We start from the raw sequence: 25,941 nt of genomic DNA, 5'->3' as shown, positions 1-25,941 counted from the left end.
GAGAAGTTAAGCCCGTTAGCGCAGATGGTACTGCATCCAGTGGGAGAGTATGTCGCCGCCTTTTTTTAGAACCCTTCATCATGTATTTGATGAAGGGTTTTTTTTATGCGCTAAATCTAATCATGAAAATAGATCTCCGGTCCCTCCCTTTGGGTGTGGTGGCCAAGGGCTGGGTCGAAATTTACTTCTGCAACCCACTGTGGTCCTTTCTAGCTTTTACTTAACTACTACAGATTTACGATACTTGATGCCTCCCTCACCTATTGCTTTAATGATGGTATGCACACTTTTGCCTAGTTCGTTTAACTCATATTCTACTGTGATGGGTCCAGTAACACAAACAGTTCGTGTAATAAGGTGGTTCATCTCAGGATCCTTCAGCTCTTTTGACAACATCTTGGGTTAAATTTTTATCCATTTGGCGCTGCAATTCCATAAACTTCATTTTTTCTATAAAGAAAAGTGTGGTTACAATAATGTATTTCTATTTACCTTCCATATCCCCGGCATAACAACGGTAGAACCAGAAATGATCGCAACCGAAGTCTTTATCTTATTATGGATGACAATGGAAAAAGTTGTATCTCTATATAGGATGTTGCTGTAGTAATTGCCGATGACGTGGATACCCCGAGATGTCATCAGACCATATTTACAACAGCTTATTAAGCATAATAAGATTTGGTCTAAAGCTGTGGGTTCTTAATAACGACCTTTCCAGGCGCCTTTTTCTTTTCTGTTATAGGCTGTGCGAATCCGAATCTTTGCCTAATTATGAAAATTACATTTTTATTATCATTATAGTAAGAAACCAATATGAAGCAGTTGTTCTCTTAGGAAGAAAGTTTTGCTTGTTAAAACTATCCTTCAGCAAATGGAAGAGTTAATACGTTCAGGTAGTATCTTTCTTCCGAACAACTGAAACTGAAAAAATCTACTCTATTACATAAGACTGCACATCCCTTTCTGATAACCTGAAATATCCAAATGCGAAATTCTCGGGATTGGTAGTATTGACAATATTACCTCTTACAACAGTGGGCTGTGTTTGAAAAGGACCTCCGCCGCTGCCTGCCTGTGATCTCAGAATGAACAGGTATTCATAGAAGCCTCGAGAAATTCCCTGGAGCTCAAATACTACTTCGTCACCAGATTCCAAATCTTCATCGCTGAAAAAAGCGAAACTTTGATTTCCGTCGATCAGTTCATCATCATAGATCTGTATGGACAGGTCCTCGTGGAAAAAACGGAACAGGTAATAATCTCCCTTTCCTGCAGGATCTGTATAGAAAGCTTTAAGCTCAATCTCATCGCCAGAGAATCCGCCCTCATTGTCCTGCTCAATAAATTCAATTTCTGGAGTGGAAACAATAGATTCGGTCGCGCGATATACTTCATCCTCATAGATCACTTCAAGTTCGTAAACGAGATCAGGTTCAGGAGTGAATCCATCATTTCGGAATAACCCTGGTTCTGTTTCTTCAAAATCATACTCAGTACCGGCTTCATCAAATATTCTTACACTCGCTCCTGCTGCCGGAGGGATATCTTCATCAAAATACGGAGCGGTAGTGGTTAATTTAATGAACAGCGGATTCTGTACCTGGTTAAGGTTCCAAACCAGCGAAGCTTCTATGACCAGTCTTGGCTCTGACTCCTCCAGGTCTAAATCCACTACCTCTTCACAGGATATTGTCAGGGCCATCAGAAGAAAGAGAACTAATTTTTTATATAATTTCATGGTCTAGAATTTAAAATTGTAAGTAACCGAAGGAATAATTCCGAAGAGCGAAAGCCGTACGGCCTCATTCACTCTCGTGTCTTCATTTTGTCTAAAAGTCAAGGAGAGCGCATTCATCCTGTTATACGCATTATAGATTCCAAAATTCCAGGAGGATTCAAAACTTCCGTTTCTTTTCTTTTTTGGAGTATAGGTTGCAGAAAGATCCAAGCGGTGATAAGAAGGAAGCCTGTTGCTGTTTCTTTCGGAATATACAGGAATAGTTAAATGTTCGAAACGATACTGGGCTGTAGGATAGGTGGTAGGAAGTCCCGTCTGAAAAATAAAATTTGAACTAAGCTGCCATTTTTCAGAGAGATCATAAGTGGCAGTGAAAGAAAGATCATGGGTTTTATCATATCCGGTGGCATACCAGTCGCCGTTATTTATTCCGGGTTCAATCTCAGTTCTGCCGGGTGTTCTTTGTTCAGATCTGGAAAGAGTGTAGGCCAGCCATCCCGAAAATCGTCCTTTGTTCTTTCGTAGTAACAACTCCAGTCCGTAAGCACGTGCCTCTCCCGAAAGTAGTACCTGCTCAATAGCGTCATTGGCTATGAGATTTGCCCCGTCAATATAATCTAATCTGTTTTTTAGATCCTTATAGTAAGCTTCAATTTCCACGGAATATAGTTCATCTTTCAGATTTTGAAAATAACCAATGGCAACCTGGTCCAGCAACTGGGGTTCAATATATTTTCCGCTGGGCGCCCATACGTCAAGAGGAGTCGGGGAACTGGTATTGGTGATTAAATGCAGGTATTGTGTCATCCTGTTATAGCTAACTTTGACTGATTGGTCATCATTAAAGCTGTAGGCCATGGCAAGTCGTGGCTCCAGATTGCCAAAAACACGTTCTACCTTGCTTTTAGAAAGTGATTTGGTACTTATGGGATCTACACTTTCATAAATGCCGAAAGTTTCGTTATAACGAACCGCGACATCATTTTCATAAAGATTTAATTCTTCCTGACCCAGCCTGAAAAATGTACTGTATCTTAAACCGTATTCAGCGGAAAAATTTTCGGAAAAAGTATGATTAACTGAAAAATACGCAGCGCTTTCAAAAGCATATTTTTTAATCAGTTCCTCATAGTTGATTCCGGAACTTTCAGAATTAGGTTCAATTTCTCCTGGATTAAATTCATAATAAGTGCTTTGTAAGCCATAATTCAATTCAAGGTTTTCGTTTACGTAGTGGTCAAAATCATATTTTATATTCATGTTTTTGATGCCGCTGTTCCAGTTAAACCCTACAAAGTCGAGTGTTAGTCCATAGTAATAATCACTGTAGATCATGGAAAGATTTGTAAAGATGTTGTCTTTTAAAATATGATTCCATCTTAGATTAAAAACGGTATTTCCATAAATGTTATTGAAACTTTCACTTATGTTGAAGACATCTCTTCCAAAATATCCTGAAAATAACAGCGTGTTATTGTCGTCTAGTTTGTAACTCAGTTTTGTATTGAGATCGTAAAAGTAGGCAGAGTTGTCGTTATCGGTAAGTTTGAGAAATAAATGTGCATAAGAGCTTCTTCCGCCCACAAGGAAAGAACCTTTATCTTTCACAATGGGGCCTTCTGCCAGCAATCGACTGGAGATCAATCCTATTCCTCCTTTAGCTTCAAACTTTTTGCTGTTTCCGTCTTTTTGATAAATATCGAGAACGGACGAAACCCGACCACCGTATTCAGCAGGAATTCCGCCTTTGTATAGTTTCAGGTTTTTAATGGCATCAGGATTAAATACTGAAAAAAGTCCGAAGAGGTGGGAAGAGTTGTAAATAGTAGCCTCATCCAGAAGGATAAGATTCTGATCGGCTGCTCCACCGCGAACGTTAAACCCTGAAGAACCTTCTCCGGCATTTGAAACTCCCGGTAGCAGCAAAAGAGATTTCACGATATCTACTTCTCCAAATAAAACTGGTAATTTCTGAATGGTGCTTATTTCAAGTTTATTGACGCTCATTTCTGGTTTCCTGATATTCAGGCGCTCCACATCTTCAGTAATTATAACTTCCTCAAGACTTTCAGATGCTTCTTCAAGTTCAAAATTTAGAGTTGTGTTTTCTGTTACAGAGATTTCCCTGAAAACAGAGGTATAGCCAAGGTAGGTCACCGTAATAGTATGCGTGCCTTCCGGGATCTTTATGGAGTAAAATCCATATTCATTGCTGGTGGTTCCTGTGCCAAGGTCCGGAAACAAGATATTCACCCCGGTTAAGTTTTCATTATTGGCACTGTCTTTTATGACTCCTTTTAGGTTATATGTATCCTGGGCATGAAGAAATGAAAAGAAGAAAAAGAGTAGAACAGAAAATGATTTTTTCAAGAGAAATTTTTGGGTAAAGATACAATTTCTGCAATTCGAAATCCAGTTAGTGAAACTTTGGTAGGTTAAAAACTAAACAAAGTTATAATTTCCTGACTTGGAACAACACCAGTGATAAGTAAAATAGATGGTAGCCCTAATCAAAAAGAGACTTCATGACTTTGCCAAGACCTTTGAACATAAGAAATATGGCTCCGGCCATGGCTGTAAGTGCCAGGATAAGAATTGGAATGAAAAAGGGATGCTCCTGATTTTTAAAGGTACTGAAGAGAACCACTGGGCCTATGAAAGCCAGGGGTAAAGAGCCTGCCATCATTTTAATTCCATCCATCAAAACTTTCTTATCTGTATGTTTTCTGTCTTGCATAATATTTGGATATAAGCAAATTTATAAAAATTTGCTAGTTAGAACTTTATCTGTCAATGGAAAAAATGAGCAACAGTATATTTTTTTTTCTTATCTTAATCAACACTTTTATAATGGACGGTATTTCAGCTGAAACATCTCCGGGTGTAAAGATTGAGTTTTCTGGATTGGGATTGCTAATATTATCATAATTGTCTTTTTCTTCCCGATTTGTTGTTTAAATTTGGGTCGATAAAGTTAAACAATGAATCAATTCTCAATATCGCAGCTTTCTCAGTTTTCAGGAATCAAAGCACATACTATCCGAATCTGGGAACAGCGGTATAATGCACTTCAGCCGAATAGATCTGAAGGTAATACACGTTATTATGACGCTAAACAGCTTAGAAGGTTATTAAACATTGTTAGTCTTACAGAAGCTGGTTATAAAATATCCCAACTAGGAGCCATGGAGGATGAACAGTTGTTCTCCCTCATAGCAGAACTTGAAGAAAAAGAGCGCGGTAGTGAGCTTGCAGAAGTATATATCTCTCAGCTTATAGCTGCAGCAATGGATTTTAACGAAGTTCATTTCGAGAAAACGTTTTCTCACTGCCTCTTGAAATATGGAATAAGGGATGCCTATTTGCTTGTGATCTATCCTTTGTTGAAGCGTCTGGGCTTTTTTTGGGCAAGTAATACAATTCCCCCGGCAAGGGAGCATTTCATTAGTAATATTATTAGGCAGAAGTTATTTACAGCCATTGATGCACTTCCTCCGGAGGGAAATAAAGGTGAATCCTGGCTGTTGTTTTTACCGGAAAACGAATTTCATGAAATAGGATTGTTGTTTGCAAATTACCTCATAAGATCGTCCGGACGAAAAGTCTTTTATCTGGGAGCCAATTTGCCTGTTACGTCCCTGATCGATGCTGTAAAGGAGGTTTCTCCTTCAAAGCTGCTTATATTTTTAGTGCATTACGATCATCCCGAAATTGCGCAGCAGTATATTAAAGACCTGGAATCTTTACTTCCAAAACAGGAAATATACCTTTCAGGAAATATGAAATTACTTGGACAACTGGATCTTGGCAAAAGGACACATAAAATAGGAGCAGTGGCCGAACTTGAGAAAGAACTGGAATTTATGATAAGTAACGAATCAGTCAATTAAGGATGTCAAAAATAGCAATTATTGGTTCAGGTTTTTCGGGATTAAGTTCGGCAGCTTATCTCGCTGCTTCAGGACATGAGGTTCATGTTTTTGAAAAAAACGATAGTGCAGGCGGAAGAGCTAGAAAATTTACTACGGAAGAAGGCTATGTTTTTGATATGGGACCCAGCTGGTACTGGATGCCCGATGTATTTGAGAACTTCTTTAAAGATTTTGGTTATAAGGTTTCCGATTTTTATGAGCTGAAACTTTTGGATCCGTCGTTCGAGATCATTTTTGATAAAAAAGAAACGCTTCCTATCCCGGATGATTTTAATAAACTCTGCGCACTTTTTGAATCTGTTGAAAAAGGAAGTGCGGCAAAACTGAAGGAGTTTATGCAGGAAGCGCAATTCAAGTATGATAAGGGAATGAAGGAGCTGGTGTATATGCCCGGACTTTCTCTTTCTGAATTTGCCGATGCCGGATTCTTAAAAGGAGCGTTGAGGCTTCAGGTATTTTCCTCTTTCAGTAAGCATGTGCGAAAATATTTTAGCAATCCAAAGCTAATAGCTTTAATGGAATTTCCGGTGCTTTTCCTGGGTGCCATGCCTCAGGATACTCCGGCTTTATACAGTCTGATGAACTACGCCGGATTACAATTAGGAACCTGGTATCCTATGGGTGGTTTTCATGAGGTAATCAAAGCTCTTATGCAGGTAGGTGAGAATAATGGTGTCACCTTTCATTTCAATTCCGAAGTAGAAGAAATTAGTGTCCATAACGGACTCGCAAACGGATTGATCATTCATGGTGAAAAACTCCAGTTTGACGGGGTGGTCGCAGCAGCCGATTATCATCATGTGGAAAGTAAACTGTTACCATCCGCTTTACGAAATTATAACGAATCTTACTGGGATAAGAAAACTTTTGCGCCCTCTTGTTTGATCTATTACATAGGACTTTCAAAGAAAATAAAGAGAATAGAACACCATACGCTCTTTTTTGAGGAAGATCTTTTTCAGCATTCAAAAGAAATCTATAAAGATCCTAAATGGCCCGAGAAGCCCTTATTTTATGTTTGCTGCCCCTCCAGGACAGATAGTTCGGTGGCACCTCATGGACATGAAAATCTATTTCTTCTAATGCCCTTAGCTCCGGGATTAAAAGATGATGAAGCGCTAAGGGAACAATATTACGAAGTAATGATGAGCCGCCTGGAAAGTCAGGTTGGAGAAGAAATCCGGGAATATGTTGATTATAAACGAAGTTATTGTGTAAGTGATTTTATAGAAGATTATCATTCATACAAAGGAAATGCCTATGGCCTGGCCAATACGCTGCGTCAAACTGCGGTTCTGAAACCAAAGATCAGGAACAAGAAGGTGAAGAACCTTTTCTATGCCGGGCAGTTAACGGTGCCGGGGCCCGGAGTACCGCCGGCTTTGATTTCAGGAAAAATTGCTGCAGAACAACTGGAAAAATATTTAAAAAATCAGAAGCATGAAGTTATTGTTTGATAATCTGTCTGCCCGGGTTAGTAAGGATACTACCAAGGCATATAGTACCAGCTTCTCGCTGGGAATCTATTTTTTGCACAATCGCCTAAGAAAAGCTATTTATGCTATTTATGGTTTTGTTAGGGTAGCCGATGAAATCGTAGACAGCTTTGAAGGCTATGATCAGGAACATTTACTGGCAAAGTTTAAAAGTGATACCTATGAAGCCATAGAAAGCAGGATTTCTGTAAACCCTATCCTTAACTCATTTCAGGAAGCGGTTCATGAGTATAACCTTAATCCGAAGCTGATTGAAACTTTTTTGACCAGCATGGAAATGGATCTTAAAAAAGTAGAATATACTCCAGAAAAATATCAAGAATACATCCTCGGTTCTGCAGAAGTGGTAGGCCTGATGTGTCTTCATGTATTTATCGAAGGGAATATGAAGTTGTATCATGAGCTGGAATATTACGCCATGAAATTAGGTGCTGCATTTCAAAAAGTGAATTTTTTGAGAGATTTGAAGGAAGATTATCATACCTTGGGAAGAAGCTATTTTCCAAATGTTGATATGACCAATTTTACGGGGAAAGAAAAAAAGGAGATAGAACAGGAAATAGAAGAAGATTTTGTGCTGGCCCTTTGCGGCATACGTAAACTTCCTCCGTCTTCCAAGGGAGGTGTTTATCTGGCGTATGTTTATTACCGCTCCCTGTTTAATAAAATCAAAAAACTCCCCGCACAAAGAGTGATGCAGGAAAGAATAAGGATCAATAATGGAAAGAAAATGCAATTGATGTTGAATAGTCTGGTAGAGTGTAAAATGAGAATGGTATGAGAATATTAATAATGGTGTGTCTTTTGGCCGTGGGTAATTTACTGGTGGCAGATCCTGATATTGAAGAGGTACGGGCGCTTTCAGAAAAAGCTCCCATGAATGAAGACGCCTGTGAGGAACTTCTGGAGCTGTTGGAACCTTACAATACCTCCAATCCTTTGTTATATGGTTACAAAGGGATTGCTACTATGGTCAAGGCTAAACATGTTTTTAATCCTTTTAAAAGGCTGTCTTACTTTAAACAGGGAAAAGCGATGCTGGCTGAAGCTATTGAAGCAGATCCTTCGAACATTGAACTGCGATACCTCCGATTTTCAGCTCAAACTAAAGCTCCAGGATTTTTAGGATATAATGACTTTCTCGATGCAGACAGGACTTTTCTAATAAAAGTACTGCCGGGAATTGATCATAAGGGAATGAAAAGTAAGGTGAAAAATTTCCTTCTGGAGGCAGAATCTACTACGGTGCAGGAGAAAGAACAGATTAAAAAAATAAAGAATTAAAAAAAGATTTTAGTAACTTGAATTTATGGCAACTATTCTGTTAAATATATTGATTGTATTGGCAGCCTTTTTTGCAATGGAAGGGGTGGCCTGGTTTACGCACAAATACATTATGCACGGGCTGTTATGGACCTTGCATAAAGATCACCACAAGAAAGAATCTTCAGGGTTTTTTGAGCATAATGATTTCTTCTTTTTAATCTTCGCCATTCCCGGGATCCTCTGCTTATACTTCGGAATGGAAAACGGATATAATTATCTTTTCTGGATAGGTCTGGGGATCACCATATATGGATTATGCTATTTCCTGGTGCATGATGTTTTTATTCATCAGCGGTTCAAGATCCTTCGAAAGATTGATAATTTTTATTTTAAAGGAATTCGGCGTGCGCATAAAATGCATCATAAGCATATAGGAAAAGAAGACGGAGAATGTTTTGGAATGCTTTGGGTACCATATCATTATTTTAGGGAACAAAAAGTGAGAAAATGATTTTTACCTATTTGTTGATCAATTTTTTTACGATCATAATTCCCTTTATTTTTTCTTTTCATCCCAAATTAAATTTTCATAAAACCTGGTTTGCCTTTTTTCCTGCGGTAATAATTTCCGGAGTGATCTTTATTCTTTGGGATATGTATTTTACATCGCGGGGGATCTGGGGATTTAATTCTCAGTATCTGCTTGGGGTGGAAATCGGAAATTTACCTTTAGAGGAAATCTTGTTTTTCTTTTGTATTCCCTACGCCTGTGTGTTTACCTATCACTGTCTCGATATTTTCTTTCGGAATTTCCTGACAGGGAACGCCGAAAAATACGTGACGCTGCTTTTTATAATCCTGTTACTGGTCTTTGGGTTTATTTATTATGATAAGCCATATACGGTAACAACCTTTATAAGTTTTGCTGCGATGCTGGCATTTGCAAAATGGGTTTTAAAAGTAAACTGGCTTGGGAAATTTTACATGATCTATGCAGTCCTTTTAATTCCTTTTTTTATTGTGAACGGAGTCCTAACCGGCACCGGTCTGGATGAACCAGTGGTTTGGTATAATGAGAATGAGTTTATGGGGTACAGGATAGGAACCATTCCGGTAGAAGATACTTTTTATGGAATGGAACTAATCTTACTGAACTTATTGATCTATAAGTATATTCTAAATCGAAGAAAGATCTTTGTATAGAAAAGGAGTATAATTTATGATCTTTTTCTGATCGAGGCAGCAAGGACACAGATTTCTGCCTCTTCGGAAATGACTAAAATATTCAATATGAAAAAGACACTTCAAATATCAAACGGAATTGCATTTCTTGTGGTGGTGGTACTCAATTACCTTTCCAATACAGGAGTTTTTAATGGAAATACCATGGGAAGTGTTTCTGCCCAATATGAAAATCTTTTCACTCCTGCCGGTTATGCGTTCTCGATTTGGGGCCTCATATATTTGGGATTGCTGGGATTTGTCATTTACCAGGGGCGCAGTCTGTTTCAGAAATACAAGGAAGGAGATGAGATCGTAATGAAAATTGGTTGGTGGTTTGTCATTTCCTGCATTGCCAATTGTCTCTGGATCTTTACCTGGTTGTATAATTACACAGGAATCTCTGTTTTGGTAATGATCCTTCTTCTTTTCTCCCTCATTAAAATAATTCTCAACACCAGGATGGAACTGGATGATGTTCCGCTGTCAAGGATTGCCTTATTGTGGTGGCCGTTTTCCTTTTATTCAGGATGGATCACGGTGGCTTTAATAGCCAATACAGCAGCTTATCTCACTAAAATAGACTGGGATGGCTTTGGGATTTCAGCAGCCACCTGGACGGTGATAATGATATGTGCTGCAGGTATTATAAACCTGGTAATTACCTGGACAAGAAACATGCGTGAATTTTCTCTTGTAGGGGTATGGGGACTGGTTGCAGTTGCTGTGGCAAACTGGGACAAGGAACCTGCAATACAATGGGCAGCTTTACTTGTAGCCGGAATTTTATTTATTAGCAGTAGCTATCACGGCTATAAAAACCGGGAAACTGCCCCACATAAGAAATTATAATGGAGCAGCCCGAAATAAACATTTTTTGGTTTAGACGGGATCTTAGACTTTTTGATAATTCCGCATTATTTCATGCGTTGAAAAGCGGCAAACCTGTTCTTCCGGTTTTTATTTTTGATACACTCATCCTCGAACAACTTTCAGATAAGCAGGATAAGCGGGTGAATTTTATTTACGATGCGCTCCGGAAGATAAATGAAACATTAAAGGATTACAATTCTTCGTTGTTGATCATGCACGATACGCCTCTTAATGCCTTTCAGGAACTGGCGAACCGATATCTAATAAATGAAGTTTTTACAAATCACGATTATGAGCCTTATGCCATTCATCGGGACAGGCAGATTGCTAACTTTTTATCTGAGAAAAACATTTCTTTTCACACTTTTAAAGATCAGGTGATATGGGAAAAATCTGAAGTAATGAAGCCTGATGGTACCCCTTACAAGGTTTTCACACCTTATTCAAAACAGTGGAAGCATCATTATAAACTGAATCCTCCTGAAGAATTTCCATCGGAAAATTACCTTTCTGAATTCTATACTGAAATTCATCCATTTCCGGAATTATCCAAACTAGGTTTTGAAAAAGCCATTTCAGAGATCCCAAAGTTTTCTTCTTCAGAAGAGATTATCATCAATTACCACAAAACCCGGAATTTGCCTGCGGTGGAAGGAACCAGCTTTGCAGGTGTTTGCCTTAGATTTGGGACGGTAAGTGTGCGACAGCTGGTAAAACTTGGATCAGCACATAATGAGCACTGGCTGAATGAATTGATCTGGAGGGAATTTTTTATGATGATCCTGTATCACTATCCTAAAGTGGAACATCAAAATTTCAAGAGAAAGTATGACCGCATTCAGTGGAGGAACAATGAGGATGAATTCAGGTTGTGGTGTAAAGGTGAAACCGGATATCCTATGGTGGATGCCGGTATGCGGCAGCTCAATGAAACCGGCTGGATGCACAACCGGGTTAGGATGATCGTCGCCGGATTCCTTACGAAACATTTGCTAATTGACTGGCGCTGGGGTGAAGCTTACTTTGCCGAAAAGCTGCTGGACTACGAACTTGCTTCCAACAACGGAAACTGGCAATGGGCCGCCGGCACCGGCTGTGACGCCGCGCCTTATTTCCGGATCTTCAATCCGTCAGAACAGCTTAAGAAGTTCGATCCGGATCTAAAATATATTAAACGCTGGATTCCGGATTTTCGGGCAGGTTACCTGCCGGAGATGGTGGAACATAAATTCGCCCGGCAACGAGCATTGGAAACTTACAAAACGGCCATTCAGGAGTTATAGGAGGCCTCTCTTTTTAATTTCAAGGTATTTGTTGATGGTGTTGACCGTAAGATCTTTGGGCTTGGTGAGAACCGTCTGTATCCCGTATTTTTGAAGTTCCCTCGCCATTAAGCGTTTGTCGTAGGCAAACTGCTCGGCAATGGTCTGGTCGAAAACTTCGGGAATATTACTGGCTTTTGAATTCACCAGACTTTCCAGTTCCGTGTTTTCAAAAAATACCACCACCAGCAAATGACTTCGGTTTAGTGCCAGGAGATAAGGCAGCTGTCGCTGCAGGCTGCTAATATGTTCAAAATTTGTATAGAGCATTAGTAAACTCCTGTGGGTGATGCGCCGTTTTACGTGCGCGTAGAGGAGTCCGAAATCTGCGTCGAGAAATTCAGTGTTAATGTTGTATAGACTTTCCTGAATATTGTTTAGCTGAGAAGCTTTGGAAGTAGCTGGGATCAGGTTTCCAATTTTATTTGAAAAGGAAAGCATTCCTACTTTATCTTTTTTCTTGAGTGCAATATTTGAAAATGCAAGCGTACTATTGATCGCATAATCGAGCAGTTTCAAGCCTTCAAAAGGCATTTTCATGCCCCTGCTACTGTCAATGATGGAGTATACGGGCTGCGATCTCTCATCCTGAAACTGGTTTACCATCAGGTTTCCGGCTTTGGCCGTGGCTTTCCAGTTAATACTACGCACATCATCGCCCATCACATAATCCTTGATCTGCTCAAATTCCATGGTATGACCAATTTTCCTGATCTTTTTCATTCCGGGTAATGATACCCTGCTGTCAATGGCCAGGAAATCATATTTTTTCATCTGAATAAAGGAAGGATACACCTTTACCATCTGTTCATCCTGAAAGGAATTTCGTTTTTTGACCAGCTGTATTTTTGTGGAACTGTAAATGTTCAGTTTCCCGAAGTAATATTCCCCACGTTCTACCGGCCTTAGAAAATATTCAAAGGAAACAGAATTTTTCGCCGGAATTTTAATCTTCTTCAAAAAATCCCTTTTCTGAAACTGCACAGGAATTTCGTCAATTACCTCTGCATAAACATCAAAAGAAAAGCTGTTTTTCATTTTCACCATTACCGGATTCTCATCACTGTTCGAAAATTTCTCCGGAAGGATTCTTTCTGCAGAAACAGCATTCGATTTAAAAAGGGCTATACAGTCAAATAAAAAGATCAACAGAAACAGTATAGACAACATCCATAAGATCGGGTACAGCACAGGGAACCAATAGGAAAACAGGAATCCTACAGCCAGGATAAAAATGACTGCAAAAAACCTTTTGTGCAGGTACAGCGATTTTAAGAATTTGATCAAGTTATCTCGGGATTTCTATAGATTGGGCAATTATCTCAATAACATTTTCGGTGGTCATTCCTTCCATTTCCCTTTCCGGAGACAGAATGATACGATGCCCTAAAACGGGTACCAACACTCTTTTGATGTCCTCCGGAATAACAAAATCCCGGCCTTTAATAGCTGCATAAGACTTTGAGGCATTCATGATTGCCAAAGAGGCACGCGGGGAGCCACCAAGGAACAAATGAGGATGGTTCCTGGTTTTGGTGACGATCTCTGCGATATACTGCAGCAGTTTTTCCTCCACTCGAATCTCCTGAATTTGCTGGCGTAACAGTTCCAGTTTCTCTGGAGTCAAAACCGCGTCGATCTGTGATTGTGGAGAAGAGCCTTTGCGGTCGTGGTGTGTTTGCAATATCCTGACTTCATCTTCCAGATTGGGATATTTCACCGAAATTTTAAACAGAAACCGGTCTAACTGGGCTTCGGGAAGGGCATAGGTTCCTTCCTGTTCCACGGGATTCTGGGTGGCCAAAACCATAAATGGAGGCGGCATTTTATATTCTGTTCCGTCAATGGTGATCTGTCTTTCTTCCATTACTTCAAAAAGAGCTGCCTGCGTTTTTGCAGGGGCACGATTGATCTCATCGATTAGAACAATATTGGAGAAAATTGGTCCTTTTTTAAATTCAAAAGAAGATGTTTTTCCGTTGAAGACAGAGGTCCCCAATACATCGCTCGGCATAAGATCGGGTGTGAACTGCACCCTGCTGAAATCTGTTTTCAACGTTTGGGCAAAGAGTTTAGCAGTGATGGTTTTTGCCACCCCCGGAACTCCTTCTATCAAAACATGACCATTGGCCAGAAGGCTTACGATCAATAATTCGATAAATTCTTCCTGTCCAATAATGATTTTCGATAGCTGGGATTTGAGGTTTTCAACAGAATTTCTAAGTTCTTCCAGCGGAATTCTGTTGTCGAATTTCAATTCTTTGTTCTGTATTTCTTCACTTTCCATTATTTCTTGTTTTTAAAGCTGTCTATGGCCGAATTTAATGCGAGCAGTTCTTCTTTATTCAATCGTTCTTTACTTTCAGTTTCCTGAATGATCCTGAAAAGATCTCTTACTTCTTCTTCAGAAGTACCACTTCCTGAAGCAAGTTTTGGATAAAAATCCTCATTTATATGAGCAGTGGGTATTCTCAATTGGGTTCTTATGTATTCCAAAAATAAGGCAATCTTCTTGGATGCGATCTTTTTGTAGTCCTTTCTGTCCAGATACAATCCTGAAATGGTGCGTGTAAAAGAATACGTCTGATTTTCCAACGGCTTTACTACCGGAATGCTTCTTTGTTTTCTTTTTCCTTCAAAAATCACAAATAACAAGCTTCCGATAAGGGCGAAATAATAAGCCCATTTCAGTGCCCTATTGTTCAGTAGAATATACAAGGGAGAGGTGTAAAAAGATTTTCCTGTTTTGTAATACTGGTCCCAGTACAAAGTGTTTTCTGAAGGTAGATAGGCGAGTGCTCTTTCCACATAGGCCGCATTATCCTCGTGCAGCATAAAGAAATTACTGAAAGCCTTTGGTGTGGAATGCAGCAGGATTTCCCCATCGCCAAAAGCCAGCCTCACATAATTCGGCCGCGGATTCTCCAGCTTTAGAGTATCTGTGTAAAATTCTGAAACTCCTAAGGTCTGATAATCCACCGTATCTGTCTCTCTGAATATTGGCAGGTATGTCTCCTTGTCAAGAAGGTAAGGTTGTTCCTGTTTCAAATCTGGATCTGTGAGTTCAAGTATGGGTTTAAAAGACAGGTCTCCCTGTGGGATCAAGGCATCGGTGTACAGACCTACAGTGTCCATGAGTTTTCCGCCGAAATTTTCAGCAGCTATGAACAGGGTGTTTCCTTCAGAAACCCAGGTTAACAGCTTGTTTAATTCGTCATCGTCAAACGCCAGATTATCATTCAGGAAAAAATAGGTGCCTTTGGGAGAATTGTTGTTCAGGAATTCATAAGGTGGCAAATTCACGGTTTCAATTTCAAAATGCTGATCCTGCAGATTTTCAAAAAGCACAAAAGTGCCCAGCGCAATCTTATCTCCTGCAGAATAACTGGGGTTCCAGTTCACGGGTTCGGGTTCCATTGCCTCAAGATAAGTGAGTGCCATGAGCAAGAGCAGTAAAATTCCCAGCGCTATTTTATAGGTTTTGCTCATCTCTCTTATTGATTATTTGCTGCATTTTTTGGAACTCCTTTTCCGCTTTCGGATAATTTTCCCGGGTCACCTCAAAACTACCGTACCAGATGAAATCGTAGATCCGGGTGATTTTTTTAAACTGATTTTTAAGCGGTTCTTTTTCTATTTCAGCAAGATACTCTTCATCGGTTTTTGGAAATTGATAATCTATGTACCCTGCCTGTGATAACAGCTGAAGAATCAGGAGGTAATGATAGCGGACGGCCAACCGGTAATTTTCTCCTGCAACAGCTTCATCGATCAATTTTCTGATATCCCTGGATTGTACGATCTCCTCCTCTTCATTTAAAAATACACTTCCGGCTTTGGGATTGCTAAGAAAGGCACCGCCCGGATTTAACTTGATGAACAGCCAAACTGCAAAACCCAAGATTCCGGCAAGGATGAGGTAGGGTAAAATCTCCAGCAGGAAAAGAACAAAGCTGTTGGGATTATGATCGCCGAATAACCAGTTCAGGAATTTTTGCCATTGTAACTGCAGGTAACGTTTAAATTTTGTCCACCAGTTTTCTTCTGCTACTTCCTCGGTATAATCAAATTCGGGCTGCTCCTTATAGGAATTTAATTTTTCCCTGTCAAATTGCAGTGGGGATGGGGAAGGTGATGCTTCGGCCGGAACCTCAATTTCTATCTGTTCATTTTCCGTGGTATCCTGCACCGTTTCAGTAAAACTGAAGCCATGAAAGCTTAAAAACATGAAAATGAATAGAATGCGCATTATTTTTTTTCTGAAGAACCTAAATTAGAAATGGTTTCATAGGTTCCTGTGAAATTTTTCTTTTCATTAAGATCATAATAAATAAAAGCAGTGGCCACCACGATGATCGTGGAAAGCAGGTATTGAGCTAAATTAGATATTACATTGAAAACTACATATACCCAGTCAAACAAAGTAGAAGGATCGGCTGCAGAACCCTCCTGTGCCATCGTGAAGGTTTTGATAAAATAGTAGATGAACAAAGGAATTTGAAAGATCAAACCAACAATATATACTAGAATGGTCATTACCAGCAGGGTGAAGAAGGTCATCCACCAGTTGTCTTTAATGAGCTTAAAAGCCTCGCCGATAGCGTCTGAAATGGACTGCCTGCCAAAAACCATGACAGCAGGAGCTATAGATACTGGCACCCACAGGTAAACTCCCGGGATAACACACAGAATAAGGCCGAAGAAAAGGATGATCCCGCAAAGCACCAGGAGCCCCAGTAGATTTCCGAAGTCATATTTCACGCCTTGTTTTACTTCGTCTTCCAGAACGGTTCCGTTATTTTTTATATATGAACTGATAAAATGCAATACCGTTCCATACAACAAGACAGAAAAAGCAAGCATGGAGAAGAGCAGCACAGCTCCTGTGATTAAATAGGTCCCCACATCCAAAGTGGCAGCCATATCAAAAATTGAGGTTTCGAGGGTTTCTAAACTAAGATAGGAATAGTACGTGAGGGCGAGGAGGAGTACAAGAAAAGCAGGTCCTGCGATCTTAAAGATCAGTTTAAAAAGAAGTTTATAATTCGCTCTTAAGAAGCTAAAAGTATCTGTTATGATATCTCCCAGCTCTCTTTGTTTTTTAAACTGAATGTAATTTTCTGTCATGTTGAGGTTCTTTATTTAATAGGAAAGGATAGATCACGTAATAAAACAGGATCAGTGCAAACGAGGTTGTAATAATAAGAATCGCCAGCCAGTCGGGCATTTCGGTATGGCGCGTTACAAAACCTTCCAGAAATCCTGCGATGATAAAAAAAGGAATGGTACTAATGACGATTTTCAATCCGGCTTTTACACCCTTTACAAAGGATGTGAGCCTTGTATAAGTTTGCGGAAATAGAATGCTTTTCCCAACGACCAGCCCGGCGCAGGCAGCAACAATAATAACCGAAATTTCTATAGTGCCATGGATCCAGATGGTTCTTACCGATTCCCACAGCAGCCCCTTTTCATAAAAGAAATACTGGAAGGATCCTAACATAACGGCGTTCTGCATGATCATAAAGACCGTGCCTAAGCCTAAAAATATTCCGAAGACAAAAGCGTAAAGGGCAACCCGGATGTTATTGATTGTTATTCCTAAAAACATGTCTACTTCTCCCATTTTTTTGTACACGGCCATGGGATCATCGTTCGCAATATTTTCGAGGGTCATGTTTACATAGGCATCTCCCATGATCGACCTTACAAATGCGCCGTCACTGGCAGCCGAAAATGCACCCACCGCCGAAAAAAGTACAAAGATGCAGAAAGCCAGCAGGAACTGTTTGCGGTACTGGTAAAACTCTCTCGGAAATTCGTCTATAAAAAAGCTGATAAAACGGCTTCTGGATTCCCTTTTGTTCTTGTAGATTTTTTGATGTGCCCGGGAAGCTAAACTGTTGAGGTATTGAGAAGTATTGCTTTGAGGATAAAAGGTTTTTGCGTAGCTCAAATGATCTGTTACTTCCAGGTATAATGCCGAAAGTTCATCTGGAGAAATAAATGAGTTATTTTGAAGCGCATTTTCAAATTTTAACCATTTATCCTTATTTTGCTTGACAAAAGCAGCCTCTCGCATTTACTTTTTTATTTGTCTCAAAGAAACGTATTAAATGGATAATTTTCAAATTGAAACCGCTCAAAATATTACTATTACTCAAAATGTTGCAGGGGTGGGAGAACGTATTCTTGCCTACTTCATAGACGGCCTAATTATGCTGTCATACGTGATAATGATAAGCTTTGTGATGGGAAGTCTGGAGATGACCCAGGGAGAAGAGTGGGTTTTTATGCTGGTGATAGGGTTACCTCTGTTTTTATATTTCCTGGTATGGGAAAGTTTATGGAACGGACAAACTCCCGGGAAAGCTGCATTAAAGCTGAGGGTGGTGAAAATAGATGGTTCCAGGCCTGCTTTTTCTAATTATATTGTGCGATGGCTTTTGCGTTTTATAGACATAACCATTACCAGCGGAAGTGTAGCAGTAGTAACTATTTTGTTTAATGGAAAAGGGCAACGATTAGGAGATCTTGCAGCCGGGACCACTGTAATTTCTGAAAAAGCTCAGGTAAATCTTAATCAGACGGTGTTGACAGATGTTCCTGAAGATTACCAGCCAATGTATCCTCAGGTGACGGTTCTCTCTGATAAAGATGTGCAGGATATCAAGAATTTGTATCAGGATTCTATTCGGAATAGAAATTACAAGATCATTCGTTCGCTCTCTGATAAAGTATCTGAAATTCTGAATGTTTCTCCGGAACAAAGACCGGCCGATTTCCTAAAAACTGTGATTAAAGATTATAATTATTTTACGCAGCGGTAGTTATTCCATGATCTCAACATCTATATAAATGTTCTTCATGGGCCATTCCTGGCTGTCTGTTTCTACCTTATTAATTTCATCTACCACCTCCATCCCGGAAATGACCCTTCCAAAGACCGTGTGGTCGTTATCCAGGTGATGCGCGCCTCTTTCACTTTGTACAATGAAGAACTCATAGGGAGAAGAAGCTTTTGCCACATTCTGTTCACTGTATTTCGCTGCGGAAAACGCACCGCGCACGTGACGGTGTCCCGGCTCAAATTCACTGGGAATAAGGTAGTCACCTATATGGTGCCTTTTAACGTTTGTAGAGGGGTTATCTGAATTACCACCCTGAATCACAAAACCTTCGGCTACGCGGTGAAACATAGTTTCATCAAAATAATCATTCTTTACCAGGAAAATAAAATTGGCACGGTGCAGCGGGGTATCGTGGAAAAGCTGAACATCAATATCCCCAAATCGGGTAGAGATCCTTATTTTATCTTCGGGGTTCTCTTTTCCATATTCAGTCATGAAAGGAATAAACTCCTCCTGAACTATTACAGGACCCTCGGCATTCTGGTAATTTTTTGAATCTGTAGCTTCTTTTTCAGCCTTGTTTCCCTCTTCTTTTTCTTCGGAAGAAATTTCTGTCTTTTCCGTTACTTCCTGTGTGGATGTAGCACTTTTTTCTTTGGAAGATTTGTTATCTTCACAACTTGCCAAAATCAGAACCAGGCATAAAAAAATAGAAAGGTGTCGAAACATGGATTTTCAGGAATTTAAATGTAAAAGTCCGAAATTAAAAAAAATAAACCTACCCGGAGAAGATGCACACTATAAATTGGCTCCTCTTTTAAGATTGAAGGAATTGGAGAAACCCAATTTACAGAAGAAGGAACCGAGTCAGGCTGCGGTAATGGCTGTTTTTTATCCAGATGAAGACGCAAAAACCAGGTTTGTATTGATCCTTCGGAAAACTTATAAAGGAGTTCATTCCAATCAGGTAGGCTTTCCGGGAGGTCGCGTGGAAGAAGAAGATCGAGACCTGGAGGAAACGGCCCTTCGGGAAACGGAAGAAGAAGTTGGAATTCCACAGCGGGATATCAGGGTAGTAAAAAAAATGACGCAGATCTATATTCCGCCAAGCAATTTCTGGGTTCAGCCGTATATCGGCATCATGGACAAAACTCCAGTGCTCGTACCGCAGGAATCGGAAGTGGAAGCGGTGTTGGAAATAGCTCTGGAAGATTTTTTAAGTGATTCCTGCTTAACCCGGCAAACCTTAAGTACCTCTTATGCGAAAAATATTGAGGTGCCGGCGTTTTTGCTGAGTGGACATGTTGTTTGGGGAGCAACCGCCATGATGCTGAGTGAGATGAAAGAAATATTGAAGCAGGTGCTGTAAGTAATGAATTAGTATCTTTGTAATTCTGTTAAAATGAAACTGAACGTATGGGATTGTTAAAAAAAAATCCTTTTGGACATTTCTTATTGATCAAAAAGTGGCTTATCCGCATTTTCGGATTATTGTCCCACCGACGTTACAGAGGTTTTAATGAATTAAAAATTGAAGGTTCTGAGATCATTAAAAATCTACCGCATAACAATGTTCTGTTCGTTTCCAATCACCAAACCTATTTCGCAGACGTTACCGCAATGTTCCATGTGTTCAATGCCAGCCTCAGCGGCCGTGTAGATTCTATTAAAAATGTGGGTTATTTGTGGCAGCCCAAGTTGAACATCTATTACGTAGCCGCAAAAGAGACGATGCAGGCAGGCCTTTTAACCCGAATCATGGCCTATGCAGGTGCTATAACGGTAGAAAGAACCTGGCGGGAAAAAGGGAAAGAAGTTCAGCGGGAAGTAAACCCAAATGATACAGAAAATATAGGAATGGCGTTGGAAGACGGTTGGGTGATCACCTTTCCTCAGGGTACTACTAAACCTTTTAAACCCATTAGGAAAGGAACAGCCCATATCATCAAGAACTACAAACCCATAGTGATCCCCATTGTCATAGACGGCTTTAGAAGGTCTTTTGATAAAAAAGGCATCAGGATCAAAAAACGCGGAATTCTTCAGTCTTTTCAGATCAAAGAACCTTTAGTGATAGATTATGAAAATGAATCTATTGAGGAAATAGTGGAAAAGCTGGAATATGCCATTGAACAACATTCTTCTTTCCTAAAAGTTATTCCGCGGGAAGAACTGGAAGCCATAGAAGAAGAGAACAAAAAGCGGCAGTGGGAGTATTAAATAGATGTATCCAGGAGACCTTTCTGCAGTTTATTTTTTAAATAGTAACACCAGGCTTGGTCTTCGATCCGATTCCTAACTTCATTCAGCTTATTAAATTACATTTCCAGTTTACTCAGTTCTTTGTAGTTGCGTTTAAGCTTACGTAGAAGAATTCCGTAGATCAATCTGTAAAAAAGCCATATGAGGGTTAAGAAAATTGCGAGCGCGATTAAGCCCAAAATAATAAACTTGATCCAGTCTATTGTTTCGAAGGTATATTTTGCTGTTTCTTCTACCTGCAGGGTGGCACGGTGGTTTTTAATGGAAAAGTAGGAAATGATAATAGCCGAAAATCCTGTAGATATCAGAACATACGCAATATATATTTTGACAGTTCTCCGTGTTTTCAGGATATTCTTCATAAGGGTGGAAGCATCATCTGTAGTAGAGATCTTTCTGTAATTTCTGTAGAATTTATATATAAAATAAAAAGTTATCGCATAGCTAACAATATAGAAGCCATACGTGAAATTTATTAAATGAAGCCTTTCCATTTCATCCCAGTATGCCTTATCTGCAAACATAATGCTAAGCAGTGTAGACAGGAACAATTCTATAATGCTTATTATAAAGATCCATTTTACAATGGAAGAAGACCTTTTCCACAACATCTTGTAGATATCATCATAGGAGAGCTTGGGAAGGCTCGCCTCCTGTCTTTTCCAGTCCTGTTTTAAAATATCCAGTTCATCCATTTCTTATTACGGATTTAAAATGCTTTTTAATTTCGTTTTCACTCTGTTCATTTTCACTCTTGCATTTACTTCGGTTATCCCCAATGTTTCCGAAATTTCCTTGTATGACTGGTCTTCCAGATATAAAAAGACCAATGCTTTGTCAATATCATTTAACTGCTTGACAGCGGTGTACATTAATTTTAGTTGCTGTTCTGTTTCGTCATTGTACTCGTCGGCTTTTATTTTAAAACTTACAGTATCTATATCTTGAGTTTTAATTCCTCTTTTTGATTTCCTGTAGAGCGTAATAGCCGTATTTAAAGCTACACGGTACATCCAGGTACTAAACTTGGCATCCCCCCTGAATTTTGGAAAGGCTTTCCAAAGCTGGATCGTAATTTCCTGAAATAAATCATTGTGAGATTCCTGATCATTGGTATATATGCGGCAAATTTTGTGTACGATATTCTGGTGCTTTTCCAGATTGGTAACAAAACGATGTTCTAGTTCTTTCTCCACAAATTATACTTGATCTTCTTATAAGTGTAGCTTCCTGCCCGATTGTTACAAATTGCTTAAAAAATTTGTTCGCGTGCAAACATTTTGCTGCGGAAACAATAACTTTATGGAAAATATAGCTTTAGTATGAATATTCCTATTTCTGAAAAGCCGAGAGTAGTAATTATTGGAGGGGGGTTCGCTGGCATGTCCCTGGCAAAAAATCTTCTGAAGGAACAATTACAGGTAGTTCTGCTGGACCGTCACAACTACCACACCTTTCAGCCTTTGTTATACCAGGTGTCCACTTCAGGACTAGAGCCCGATTCCATTGCGTACCCGCTTCGGAAGATTACCCGCCACAGCAGAGAAGGCTACTTCAGATTGACCGAAGTGACTTCAATTTCTCCTGAAGTTAATACTGTTCACACCAATATTGGCGATCTGGTATATGATTACCTGGTCATTGCCACCGGCTCGAAAACCAATTTCTTCGGAAATAAAAGTATAGAAGAAAATGCCATGTGGATGAAAACCATTCCGCAGGCGTTGAACATACGAAGCCTTATTTTAGAAAACCTGGAGCAGGCTGTCATAACTGCCGATCCTGAAAAAAGAAAAACGCTGCTCAATTTTGTGGTGGCAGGAGCCGGTCCCACAGGGGTTGAGTTATGCGGTGCAATTGCTGAGGTGAGAAATCATATCGTTCCCCGGGATTTCAGGGATCTAGATCCCGACGAGATCGAAATTCATCTTGTGGAAGGCCTTGACAGGGTTTTACCTCCCATGAGCGAAAAAGCATCTAAAGCCGCCCGGAAATTTCTTGAAGAGCTGGGGGTAAAAATTCACCTCAATACTATGGTGAGCGAATATGATGGGACAACGGTAAAAACCAATAATGAAGAGCTGATCTTTAACACCTCTACTTTTATATGGGCAGCAGGAGTATCTGGAGCGCCCATCCAGGGACTAAATGCTTCAGCGATCGTGGAAAGAGCAGACAGGTATGAGGTAAATGTTTTTAATCAGGTGACTGGTTATGAAAATATATTTGCTATTGGTGACATTGCACTCATGAAAAATGAGAAATATCCCAAAGGTCATCCCATGGTGGCACAACCGGCAATTCAGCAGGGTAAACATCTGGCTCAAAATATTAAAAGAATGCTACGAAAAGAAGATCTGATTCCTTTTGAATACAATGACAAAGGTACCATGGCAACCATTGGGCGTAACAGGGCCGTGGTGGATCTTGGCAGGTTTAAATTCGGCGGATTTTTTGCCTGGTTTATCTGGATGTTTATCCATTTGTATTTCCTGGTAGGCTTTAGGAACAGGACCGTAACCTTCTTTAACTGGGTTTATAATTACGTGAACTTTGATAAAGCAGCCAGGCTTATCATCCGGCCGTTCAAGAGCAATAAACGCAATCTGGAAGTAGATCAGAAAAAAGTGTAATCCGGTTTTTCTTCTGAAGGTTTTTCTGAAAAGCTGAAAGATCGGTTCATCTCCCATTTTTGACGTTTCGGTCGCGAAAATTTTCAAAAAGGGCATTTCAACAGCAACTTTGTCTTAAAACCAACCAAGATGAAGTTATTGTTTTACATGTTCCTTTTTGTCTTCGGAAATCTCTCCGCACAGCAATTAGTGAACGGGAAAGTCACAGACCGGGAAGGAAAACCTATTGCAGGTACCAATGTTTACCTCGAAGGCAGCTACGACGGAACGACCAGTACAGCAGATGGATCTTTCCGCTTCGAAACAACTGAGAAAGGCCAAAAAACCTTGGTAATTTCCTATATTTCTTACGTTCCTTTCCGAAGAGAAATGGACATCACAGAAATGCGGAATCTCAAAATAGTCCTTCGGGAAGATGTCCAGTCGCTGGAGGCGGTGGTACTGAGCGCTGGCACCTTTTCAGCGGGAGACAATTCTAAAGCTTCAGTGTTAAAGCCTCTTGATGTGGTCACCACAGCTGGTGTCGCCGGAGATTTTATTGCAGCCCTCCAAACCTTGCCGGGAACCCAGACAGTAGGGGAGGATGGCAGGCTTTTCGTGAGGGGCGGCACTGCCGAAGAAACCCAGATCTTCATCGACGGACTTAGAGTTTTCCAGCCGTACACGGCTTCGGCAAACAACCTGCCGTCCCGGGGAAGATATTCACCGTTTTTGTTCGATGGAATCACGTTTTCTACGGGTGGATATTCCGCCGAATACGGGCAGGCGCTCTCCAGTGTCCTGCTTCTCAACACCATTGACGAACCCGACCAGAGTAAGACAGATGTTTCCGTCATGACGGTGGGGGCGGGGCTTGGACATACTCAAAAATGGAATAAAACTTCCCTTTCCTTTAGCACGAGCTACCTCAATCTCGCGCCTTACCTGGAACTGGTACCGAATAATAAAACCGCGGAATTTACAGAGCCTTACCAAGCCATTAGTGGGGAAGCCGTGTTTAGAAAGCAGTTCCAAAATGGTCTTTTTAAGGCATATGCAGCCTATGATCGTACTGGTTTTGAAGTGCTGCAGCCGGATATTAACAGTAGCGATCCCATTCGTTTTAATCTGAGAAATAAAAATTTTTATACAAATTTCAGCTACAAGGGAAGAATGGGTAACGGGTGGAGTTTAAATCCCGGGGTGAGTCTGTCACGCAGCAATAATGATATTTTGATAGACAACCGCAGCATTAACAATTACGAAAATGCAGCAAACCTTAAATTGAATGTTGGGAAGAGAGTGGATAATCGTTTTAAATTGCACTTTGGAGCCGAATACCTGGTTCAGGATTTTTCTGAAGATTATCATGCTCAAGAGGAGGTAAACCATTATTTGGAAGTAAAACCTGCAATTTCGGCGGCCTATGCTGAAGCAGATCTCTTATTTTCAAAAAACCTGGCGGTAAAAGTAGGAGTGAGAGGTTCTTACCTCGATTTGAATGATGAGCTCCAAATTTCACCGCGGCTTTCCCTTGCATATAAGTTAAACAAAGGAGAACAGTTTTCCTTAGCTTATGGAAGGTTTTTTCAGCTGCCGCAAATCAATTATTTGAAATATGATTCGCAATTGACTTCAGAAAATGCCACGCATTACATTCTGAATTATCAATGGACAAAAACCGGATACACTTTGAGAGCCGAAGGATACTACAAGAAATACGATCAACTGGTGACCTTTAATACTGAAGAAGCGGGGTATGGATCACATTTTTGGAACGGCGGGGAAGGTTATGCTGCAGGACTCGATCTGTTCTTTCGGGATAATACGACCTTCAAAAATCTGGAATACTGGGCCTCCTACAGTTACATTGATTCTGAAAGGAAATTCCGAAACTTCCCAAAAAAAGCCACCCCAAATTTTATAGCTAATCATGCGGCAAGTCTGGTCACCAAATACTGGATCAATAACCTGCGGAGCCAGATTGGGTTTACCTATAATTTCTCTTCCGGACGACCTTATGAAAACCCGGATTCCGAAGGATTTCTCAATGAGCGCACGGGGAACTACAACAACTTAAGCTTTAACTGGGCGTATTTACTAAGCCGGCAAAAGATCCTGTATTTTTCTGTCTCAAATATAACGGGCGCCCAAAACATCTTCGGCTATGAATACGCCAAAAATCCTTCAAAAAATGGCATTTTTGAAAGGAAAGCCATTACCCAGGCTGCAGACAGGTTCTTTTTCGTTGGATTCTTCTGGACCATAAGTGCAGACAGGAAAAGCAATCAACTGGACAACCTGTAATTCTTCAGAAATAACAGTTCATCCTTTATTTTCTACAGTTCAGGAATTTATAGTTTCT

At 40.2% G+C, this 25,941-nt stretch carries 27 protein-coding genes; 13 read left to right on the top strand and 14 right to left on the bottom strand.

The window, feature by feature from the left end; genetic code table 11:
* Window positions 1-216: 216 nt before the first annotated feature.
* From IE056_RS18525 to IE056_RS12575, 5 genes are all read right to left on the bottom strand, one after another.
* Window positions 217-396: a winged helix-turn-helix transcriptional regulator gene (locus tag IE056_RS18525; RefSeq protein ID WP_229793750.1), complete on the bottom strand. Its 180-nt coding sequence runs from the start codon at window positions 394-396 to the stop codon at window positions 217-219.
* A 72-nt stretch (window positions 397-468) separates the two neighbouring features.
* A complete protein-coding gene (locus IE056_RS12590) occupies window positions 469-642 on the bottom strand; it encodes a hypothetical protein (protein ID WP_189605074.1) in 174 nt (57 codons plus the stop codon).
* Window positions 643-934: 292 nt separating this feature from the next.
* Window positions 935-1,741: a DUF4249 domain-containing protein gene (locus tag IE056_RS12585; RefSeq protein ID WP_189605069.1), complete on the bottom strand. Its 807-nt coding sequence runs from the start codon at window positions 1,739-1,741 to the stop codon at window positions 935-937.
* A gap of 3 nt (window positions 1,742-1,744) precedes the next feature.
* Entirely contained in the window at window positions 1,745-4,111 is a 2,367-nt protein-coding gene (locus IE056_RS12580; RefSeq protein WP_189605068.1) for a TonB-dependent receptor, read from the bottom strand.
* Window positions 4,112-4,247: 136 nt separating this feature from the next.
* Window positions 4,248-4,478 carry a DUF6095 family protein gene (locus tag IE056_RS12575; protein ID WP_189605067.1) on the bottom strand — a complete coding sequence of 77 codons (231 nt, stop codon included), beginning with the start codon at window positions 4,476-4,478 and terminating at the stop codon, window positions 4,248-4,250.
* Between the two features lie 244 nt (window positions 4,479-4,722).
* On the opposite strand from IE056_RS12575, the gene IE056_RS12570 reads away from it, so the two are divergent.
* The 8 genes from IE056_RS12570 to IE056_RS12535 all read left to right on the top strand — a co-directional run bounded on the left by IE056_RS12570 (window position 4,723) and on the right by IE056_RS12535 (window position 11,812).
* Window positions 4,723-5,631 (top strand): MerR family transcriptional regulator, encoded by a 909-nt coding sequence (locus tag IE056_RS12570; RefSeq protein WP_189605066.1) that lies wholly within the window; start codon window positions 4,723-4,725, stop codon window positions 5,629-5,631.
* Window positions 5,632-5,633: 2 nt separating this feature from the next.
* Complete coding sequence (gene crtID, locus IE056_RS12565; protein ID WP_189605065.1) at window positions 5,634-7,130, top strand: bifunctional phytoene desaturase/3,4-desaturase; 1,497 nt, start codon at window positions 5,634-5,636, stop codon at window positions 7,128-7,130.
* Window positions 7,114-7,950 (top strand): phytoene/squalene synthase family protein, encoded by an 837-nt coding sequence (locus IE056_RS12560; RefSeq protein WP_189605064.1) that lies wholly within the window; start codon window positions 7,114-7,116, stop codon window positions 7,948-7,950. Before crtID ends, IE056_RS12560 begins: the two co-directional genes overlap by 17 nt.
* Window positions 7,947-8,453, top strand: a complete 507-nt coding sequence (locus IE056_RS12555) for a hypothetical protein (RefSeq protein WP_189605063.1) — start codon at window positions 7,947-7,949, stop codon at window positions 8,451-8,453. The genes IE056_RS12560 and IE056_RS12555 overlap by 4 nt, the downstream gene beginning before the upstream one ends.
* A 25-nt stretch (window positions 8,454-8,478) precedes the next feature.
* A complete protein-coding gene (locus tag IE056_RS12550) occupies window positions 8,479-8,946 on the top strand; it encodes a sterol desaturase family protein (RefSeq protein ID WP_189605062.1) in 468 nt (155 codons plus the stop codon).
* On the top strand, window positions 8,943-9,638 hold the full coding sequence (locus IE056_RS12545; protein WP_189605061.1) for a lycopene cyclase domain-containing protein: 696 nt from the start codon (window positions 8,943-8,945) through the stop codon (window positions 9,636-9,638). Before IE056_RS12550 ends, IE056_RS12545 begins: the two co-directional genes overlap by 4 nt.
* 87 nt (window positions 9,639-9,725) lie before the next feature.
* Window positions 9,726-10,508 carry a TspO-related membrane protein gene (locus tag IE056_RS12540; protein WP_189605060.1) on the top strand — a complete coding sequence of 261 codons (783 nt, stop codon included), beginning with the start codon at window positions 9,726-9,728 and terminating at the stop codon, window positions 10,506-10,508.
* Entirely contained in the window at window positions 10,508-11,812 is a 1,305-nt protein-coding gene (locus tag IE056_RS12535; RefSeq protein WP_189605059.1) for a cryptochrome/photolyase family protein, read from the top strand. The genes IE056_RS12540 and IE056_RS12535 overlap by 1 nt, the downstream gene beginning before the upstream one ends.
* Here the strand turns inward: IE056_RS12535 and IE056_RS12530 are convergent.
* The 6 genes from IE056_RS12530 to IE056_RS12505 are packed head-to-tail and all read right to left on the bottom strand — an operon-like array spanning window position 11,807 to window position 17,933.
* Entirely contained in the window at window positions 11,807-13,138 is a 1,332-nt protein-coding gene (locus IE056_RS12530) for a DUF58 domain-containing protein (protein WP_189605058.1), read from the bottom strand. The genes IE056_RS12535 and IE056_RS12530 overlap by 6 nt on opposite strands.
* A gap of 1 nt (window position 13,139) precedes the next feature.
* The gene (locus IE056_RS12525) at window positions 13,140-14,138 is read right to left on the bottom strand and encodes an AAA family ATPase (RefSeq protein ID WP_189605057.1); all 999 of its coding nucleotides are present in this window, start codon (window positions 14,136-14,138) and stop codon (window positions 13,140-13,142) included.
* Window positions 14,138-15,340, bottom strand: coding sequence for a DUF4350 domain-containing protein (locus IE056_RS12520; protein ID WP_189605056.1), 1,203 nt, complete (start codon window positions 15,338-15,340; stop codon window positions 14,138-14,140). Before IE056_RS12520 ends, IE056_RS12525 begins: the two co-directional genes overlap by 1 nt.
* The gene (locus IE056_RS12515) at window positions 15,324-16,100 is read right to left on the bottom strand and encodes a DUF4129 domain-containing protein (protein ID WP_189605055.1); all 777 of its coding nucleotides are present in this window, start codon (window positions 16,098-16,100) and stop codon (window positions 15,324-15,326) included. The genes IE056_RS12520 and IE056_RS12515 overlap by 17 nt, the downstream gene beginning before the upstream one ends.
* Window positions 16,100-16,978, bottom strand: a complete 879-nt coding sequence (locus IE056_RS12510; protein WP_189605054.1) for a hypothetical protein — start codon at window positions 16,976-16,978, stop codon at window positions 16,100-16,102. The genes IE056_RS12515 and IE056_RS12510 overlap by 1 nt, the downstream gene beginning before the upstream one ends.
* Entirely contained in the window at window positions 16,953-17,933 is a 981-nt protein-coding gene (locus tag IE056_RS12505; RefSeq protein ID WP_189605053.1) for a stage II sporulation protein M, read from the bottom strand. Before IE056_RS12505 ends, IE056_RS12510 begins: the two co-directional genes overlap by 26 nt.
* Before the next feature lie 34 nt (window positions 17,934-17,967).
* Here IE056_RS12505 and IE056_RS12500 point away from each other — a divergent pair, with 34 nt between their 5' ends.
* Entirely contained in the window at window positions 17,968-18,681 is a 714-nt protein-coding gene (locus IE056_RS12500; RefSeq protein WP_189605052.1) for an RDD family protein, read from the top strand.
* Here the strand turns inward: IE056_RS12500 and IE056_RS12495 are convergent, their stop codons facing one another.
* Entirely contained in the window at window positions 18,682-19,431 is a 750-nt protein-coding gene (locus tag IE056_RS12495; protein ID WP_189605051.1) for a peptidylprolyl isomerase, read from the bottom strand.
* Here IE056_RS12495 and IE056_RS12490 point away from each other — a divergent pair.
* Window positions 19,430-20,071, top strand: coding sequence for an NUDIX hydrolase (locus IE056_RS12490; RefSeq protein ID WP_189605050.1), 642 nt, complete (start codon window positions 19,430-19,432; stop codon window positions 20,069-20,071). The two genes, IE056_RS12495 and IE056_RS12490, sit on opposite strands and share 2 nt — an antisense overlap.
* A gap of 47 nt (window positions 20,072-20,118) precedes the next feature.
* Window positions 20,119-20,922 carry a lysophospholipid acyltransferase family protein gene (locus tag IE056_RS12485; RefSeq protein WP_189605049.1) on the top strand — a complete coding sequence of 268 codons (804 nt, stop codon included), beginning with the start codon at window positions 20,119-20,121 and terminating at the stop codon, window positions 20,920-20,922.
* A 98-nt stretch (window positions 20,923-21,020) separates the two neighbouring features.
* On the opposite strand, the gene IE056_RS12480 is transcribed toward IE056_RS12485, so the two are convergent.
* Both IE056_RS12480 and IE056_RS12475 read right to left on the bottom strand, forming a co-directional pair.
* Window positions 21,021-21,659, bottom strand: coding sequence for a DUF8845 family protein (locus IE056_RS12480; RefSeq protein WP_189605048.1), 639 nt, complete (start codon window positions 21,657-21,659; stop codon window positions 21,021-21,023).
* A 6-nt stretch (window positions 21,660-21,665) separates the two neighbouring features.
* On the bottom strand, window positions 21,666-22,160 hold the full coding sequence (locus IE056_RS12475; protein ID WP_189605047.1) for an RNA polymerase sigma factor: 495 nt from the start codon (window positions 22,158-22,160) through the stop codon (window positions 21,666-21,668).
* 126 nt (window positions 22,161-22,286) lie between these two features.
* Between IE056_RS12475 and IE056_RS12470 the strand changes: the two genes are divergently transcribed.
* On the top strand, window positions 22,287-23,597 hold the full coding sequence (locus tag IE056_RS12470) for an NAD(P)/FAD-dependent oxidoreductase (protein ID WP_189605046.1): 1,311 nt from the start codon (window positions 22,287-22,289) through the stop codon (window positions 23,595-23,597).
* A gap of 129 nt (window positions 23,598-23,726) precedes the next feature.
* Complete coding sequence (locus IE056_RS12465) at window positions 23,727-25,883, top strand: TonB-dependent receptor (RefSeq protein ID WP_189605045.1); 2,157 nt, start codon at window positions 23,727-23,729, stop codon at window positions 25,881-25,883.
* Window positions 25,884-25,941 lie beyond the last annotated feature (58 nt).

This window comes from Salinimicrobium marinum (assembly GCF_014651535.1).
In the GTDB taxonomy this organism is placed as follows: Bacteria; Bacteroidota; Bacteroidia; order Flavobacteriales; family Flavobacteriaceae; genus Salinimicrobium; species Salinimicrobium marinum.
The sequence above is the reverse complement of the archived record's forward strand: the minus strand, read 5'-3'. Positions and strand labels throughout refer to the sequence as shown.

Coding starts and splice junctions, on each gene's coding strand:
- IE056_RS18525 (WP_229793750.1), bottom strand. CDS start 396: ATGTTGTCAAAAGAGCTGAAGGATCCTGAGATGAACCACCTTATTACA.
- IE056_RS12590 (WP_189605074.1), bottom strand. CDS start 642: ATGACATCTCGGGGTATCCACGTCATCGGCAATTACTACAGCAACATC.
- IE056_RS12585 (WP_189605069.1), bottom strand. CDS start 1,741: ATGAAATTATATAAAAAATTAGTTCTCTTTCTTCTGATGGCCCTGACA.
- IE056_RS12575 (WP_189605067.1), bottom strand. CDS start 4,478: ATGCAAGACAGAAAACATACAGATAAGAAAGTTTTGATGGATGGAATT.
- IE056_RS12570 (WP_189605066.1), top strand. CDS start 4,723: ATGAATCAATTCTCAATATCGCAGCTTTCTCAGTTTTCAGGAATCAAA.
- crtID (WP_189605065.1), top strand. CDS start 5,634: ATGTCAAAAATAGCAATTATTGGTTCAGGTTTTTCGGGATTAAGTTCG.
- IE056_RS12560 (WP_189605064.1), top strand. CDS start 7,114: ATGAAGTTATTGTTTGATAATCTGTCTGCCCGGGTTAGTAAGGATACT.
- IE056_RS12555 (WP_189605063.1), top strand. CDS start 7,947: ATGAGAATATTAATAATGGTGTGTCTTTTGGCCGTGGGTAATTTACTG.
- IE056_RS12550 (WP_189605062.1), top strand. CDS start 8,479: ATGGCAACTATTCTGTTAAATATATTGATTGTATTGGCAGCCTTTTTT.
- IE056_RS12545 (WP_189605061.1), top strand. CDS start 8,943: ATGATTTTTACCTATTTGTTGATCAATTTTTTTACGATCATAATTCCC.
- IE056_RS12540 (WP_189605060.1), top strand. CDS start 9,726: ATGAAAAAGACACTTCAAATATCAAACGGAATTGCATTTCTTGTGGTG.
- IE056_RS12535 (WP_189605059.1), top strand. CDS start 10,508: ATGGAGCAGCCCGAAATAAACATTTTTTGGTTTAGACGGGATCTTAGA.
- IE056_RS12525 (WP_189605057.1), bottom strand. CDS start 14,138: ATGGAAAGTGAAGAAATACAGAACAAAGAATTGAAATTCGACAACAGA.
- IE056_RS12520 (WP_189605056.1), bottom strand. CDS start 15,340: ATGAGCAAAACCTATAAAATAGCGCTGGGAATTTTACTGCTCTTGCTC.
- IE056_RS12515 (WP_189605055.1), bottom strand. CDS start 16,100: ATGCGCATTCTATTCATTTTCATGTTTTTAAGCTTTCATGGCTTCAGT.
- IE056_RS12510 (WP_189605054.1), bottom strand. CDS start 16,978: ATGACAGAAAATTACATTCAGTTTAAAAAACAAAGAGAGCTGGGAGAT.
- IE056_RS12505 (WP_189605053.1), bottom strand. CDS start 17,933: ATGCGAGAGGCTGCTTTTGTCAAGCAAAATAAGGATAAATGGTTAAAA.
- IE056_RS12500 (WP_189605052.1), top strand. CDS start 17,968: ATGGATAATTTTCAAATTGAAACCGCTCAAAATATTACTATTACTCAA.
- IE056_RS12490 (WP_189605050.1), top strand. CDS start 19,430: ATGGATTTTCAGGAATTTAAATGTAAAAGTCCGAAATTAAAAAAAATA.
- IE056_RS12495 (WP_189605051.1), bottom strand. CDS start 19,431: ATGTTTCGACACCTTTCTATTTTTTTATGCCTGGTTCTGATTTTGGCA.
- IE056_RS12485 (WP_189605049.1), top strand. CDS start 20,119: ATGGGATTGTTAAAAAAAAATCCTTTTGGACATTTCTTATTGATCAAA.
- IE056_RS12480 (WP_189605048.1), bottom strand. CDS start 21,659: ATGGATGAACTGGATATTTTAAAACAGGACTGGAAAAGACAGGAGGCG.
- IE056_RS12470 (WP_189605046.1), top strand. CDS start 22,287: ATGAATATTCCTATTTCTGAAAAGCCGAGAGTAGTAATTATTGGAGGG.
- IE056_RS12465 (WP_189605045.1), top strand. CDS start 23,727: ATGAAGTTATTGTTTTACATGTTCCTTTTTGTCTTCGGAAATCTCTCC.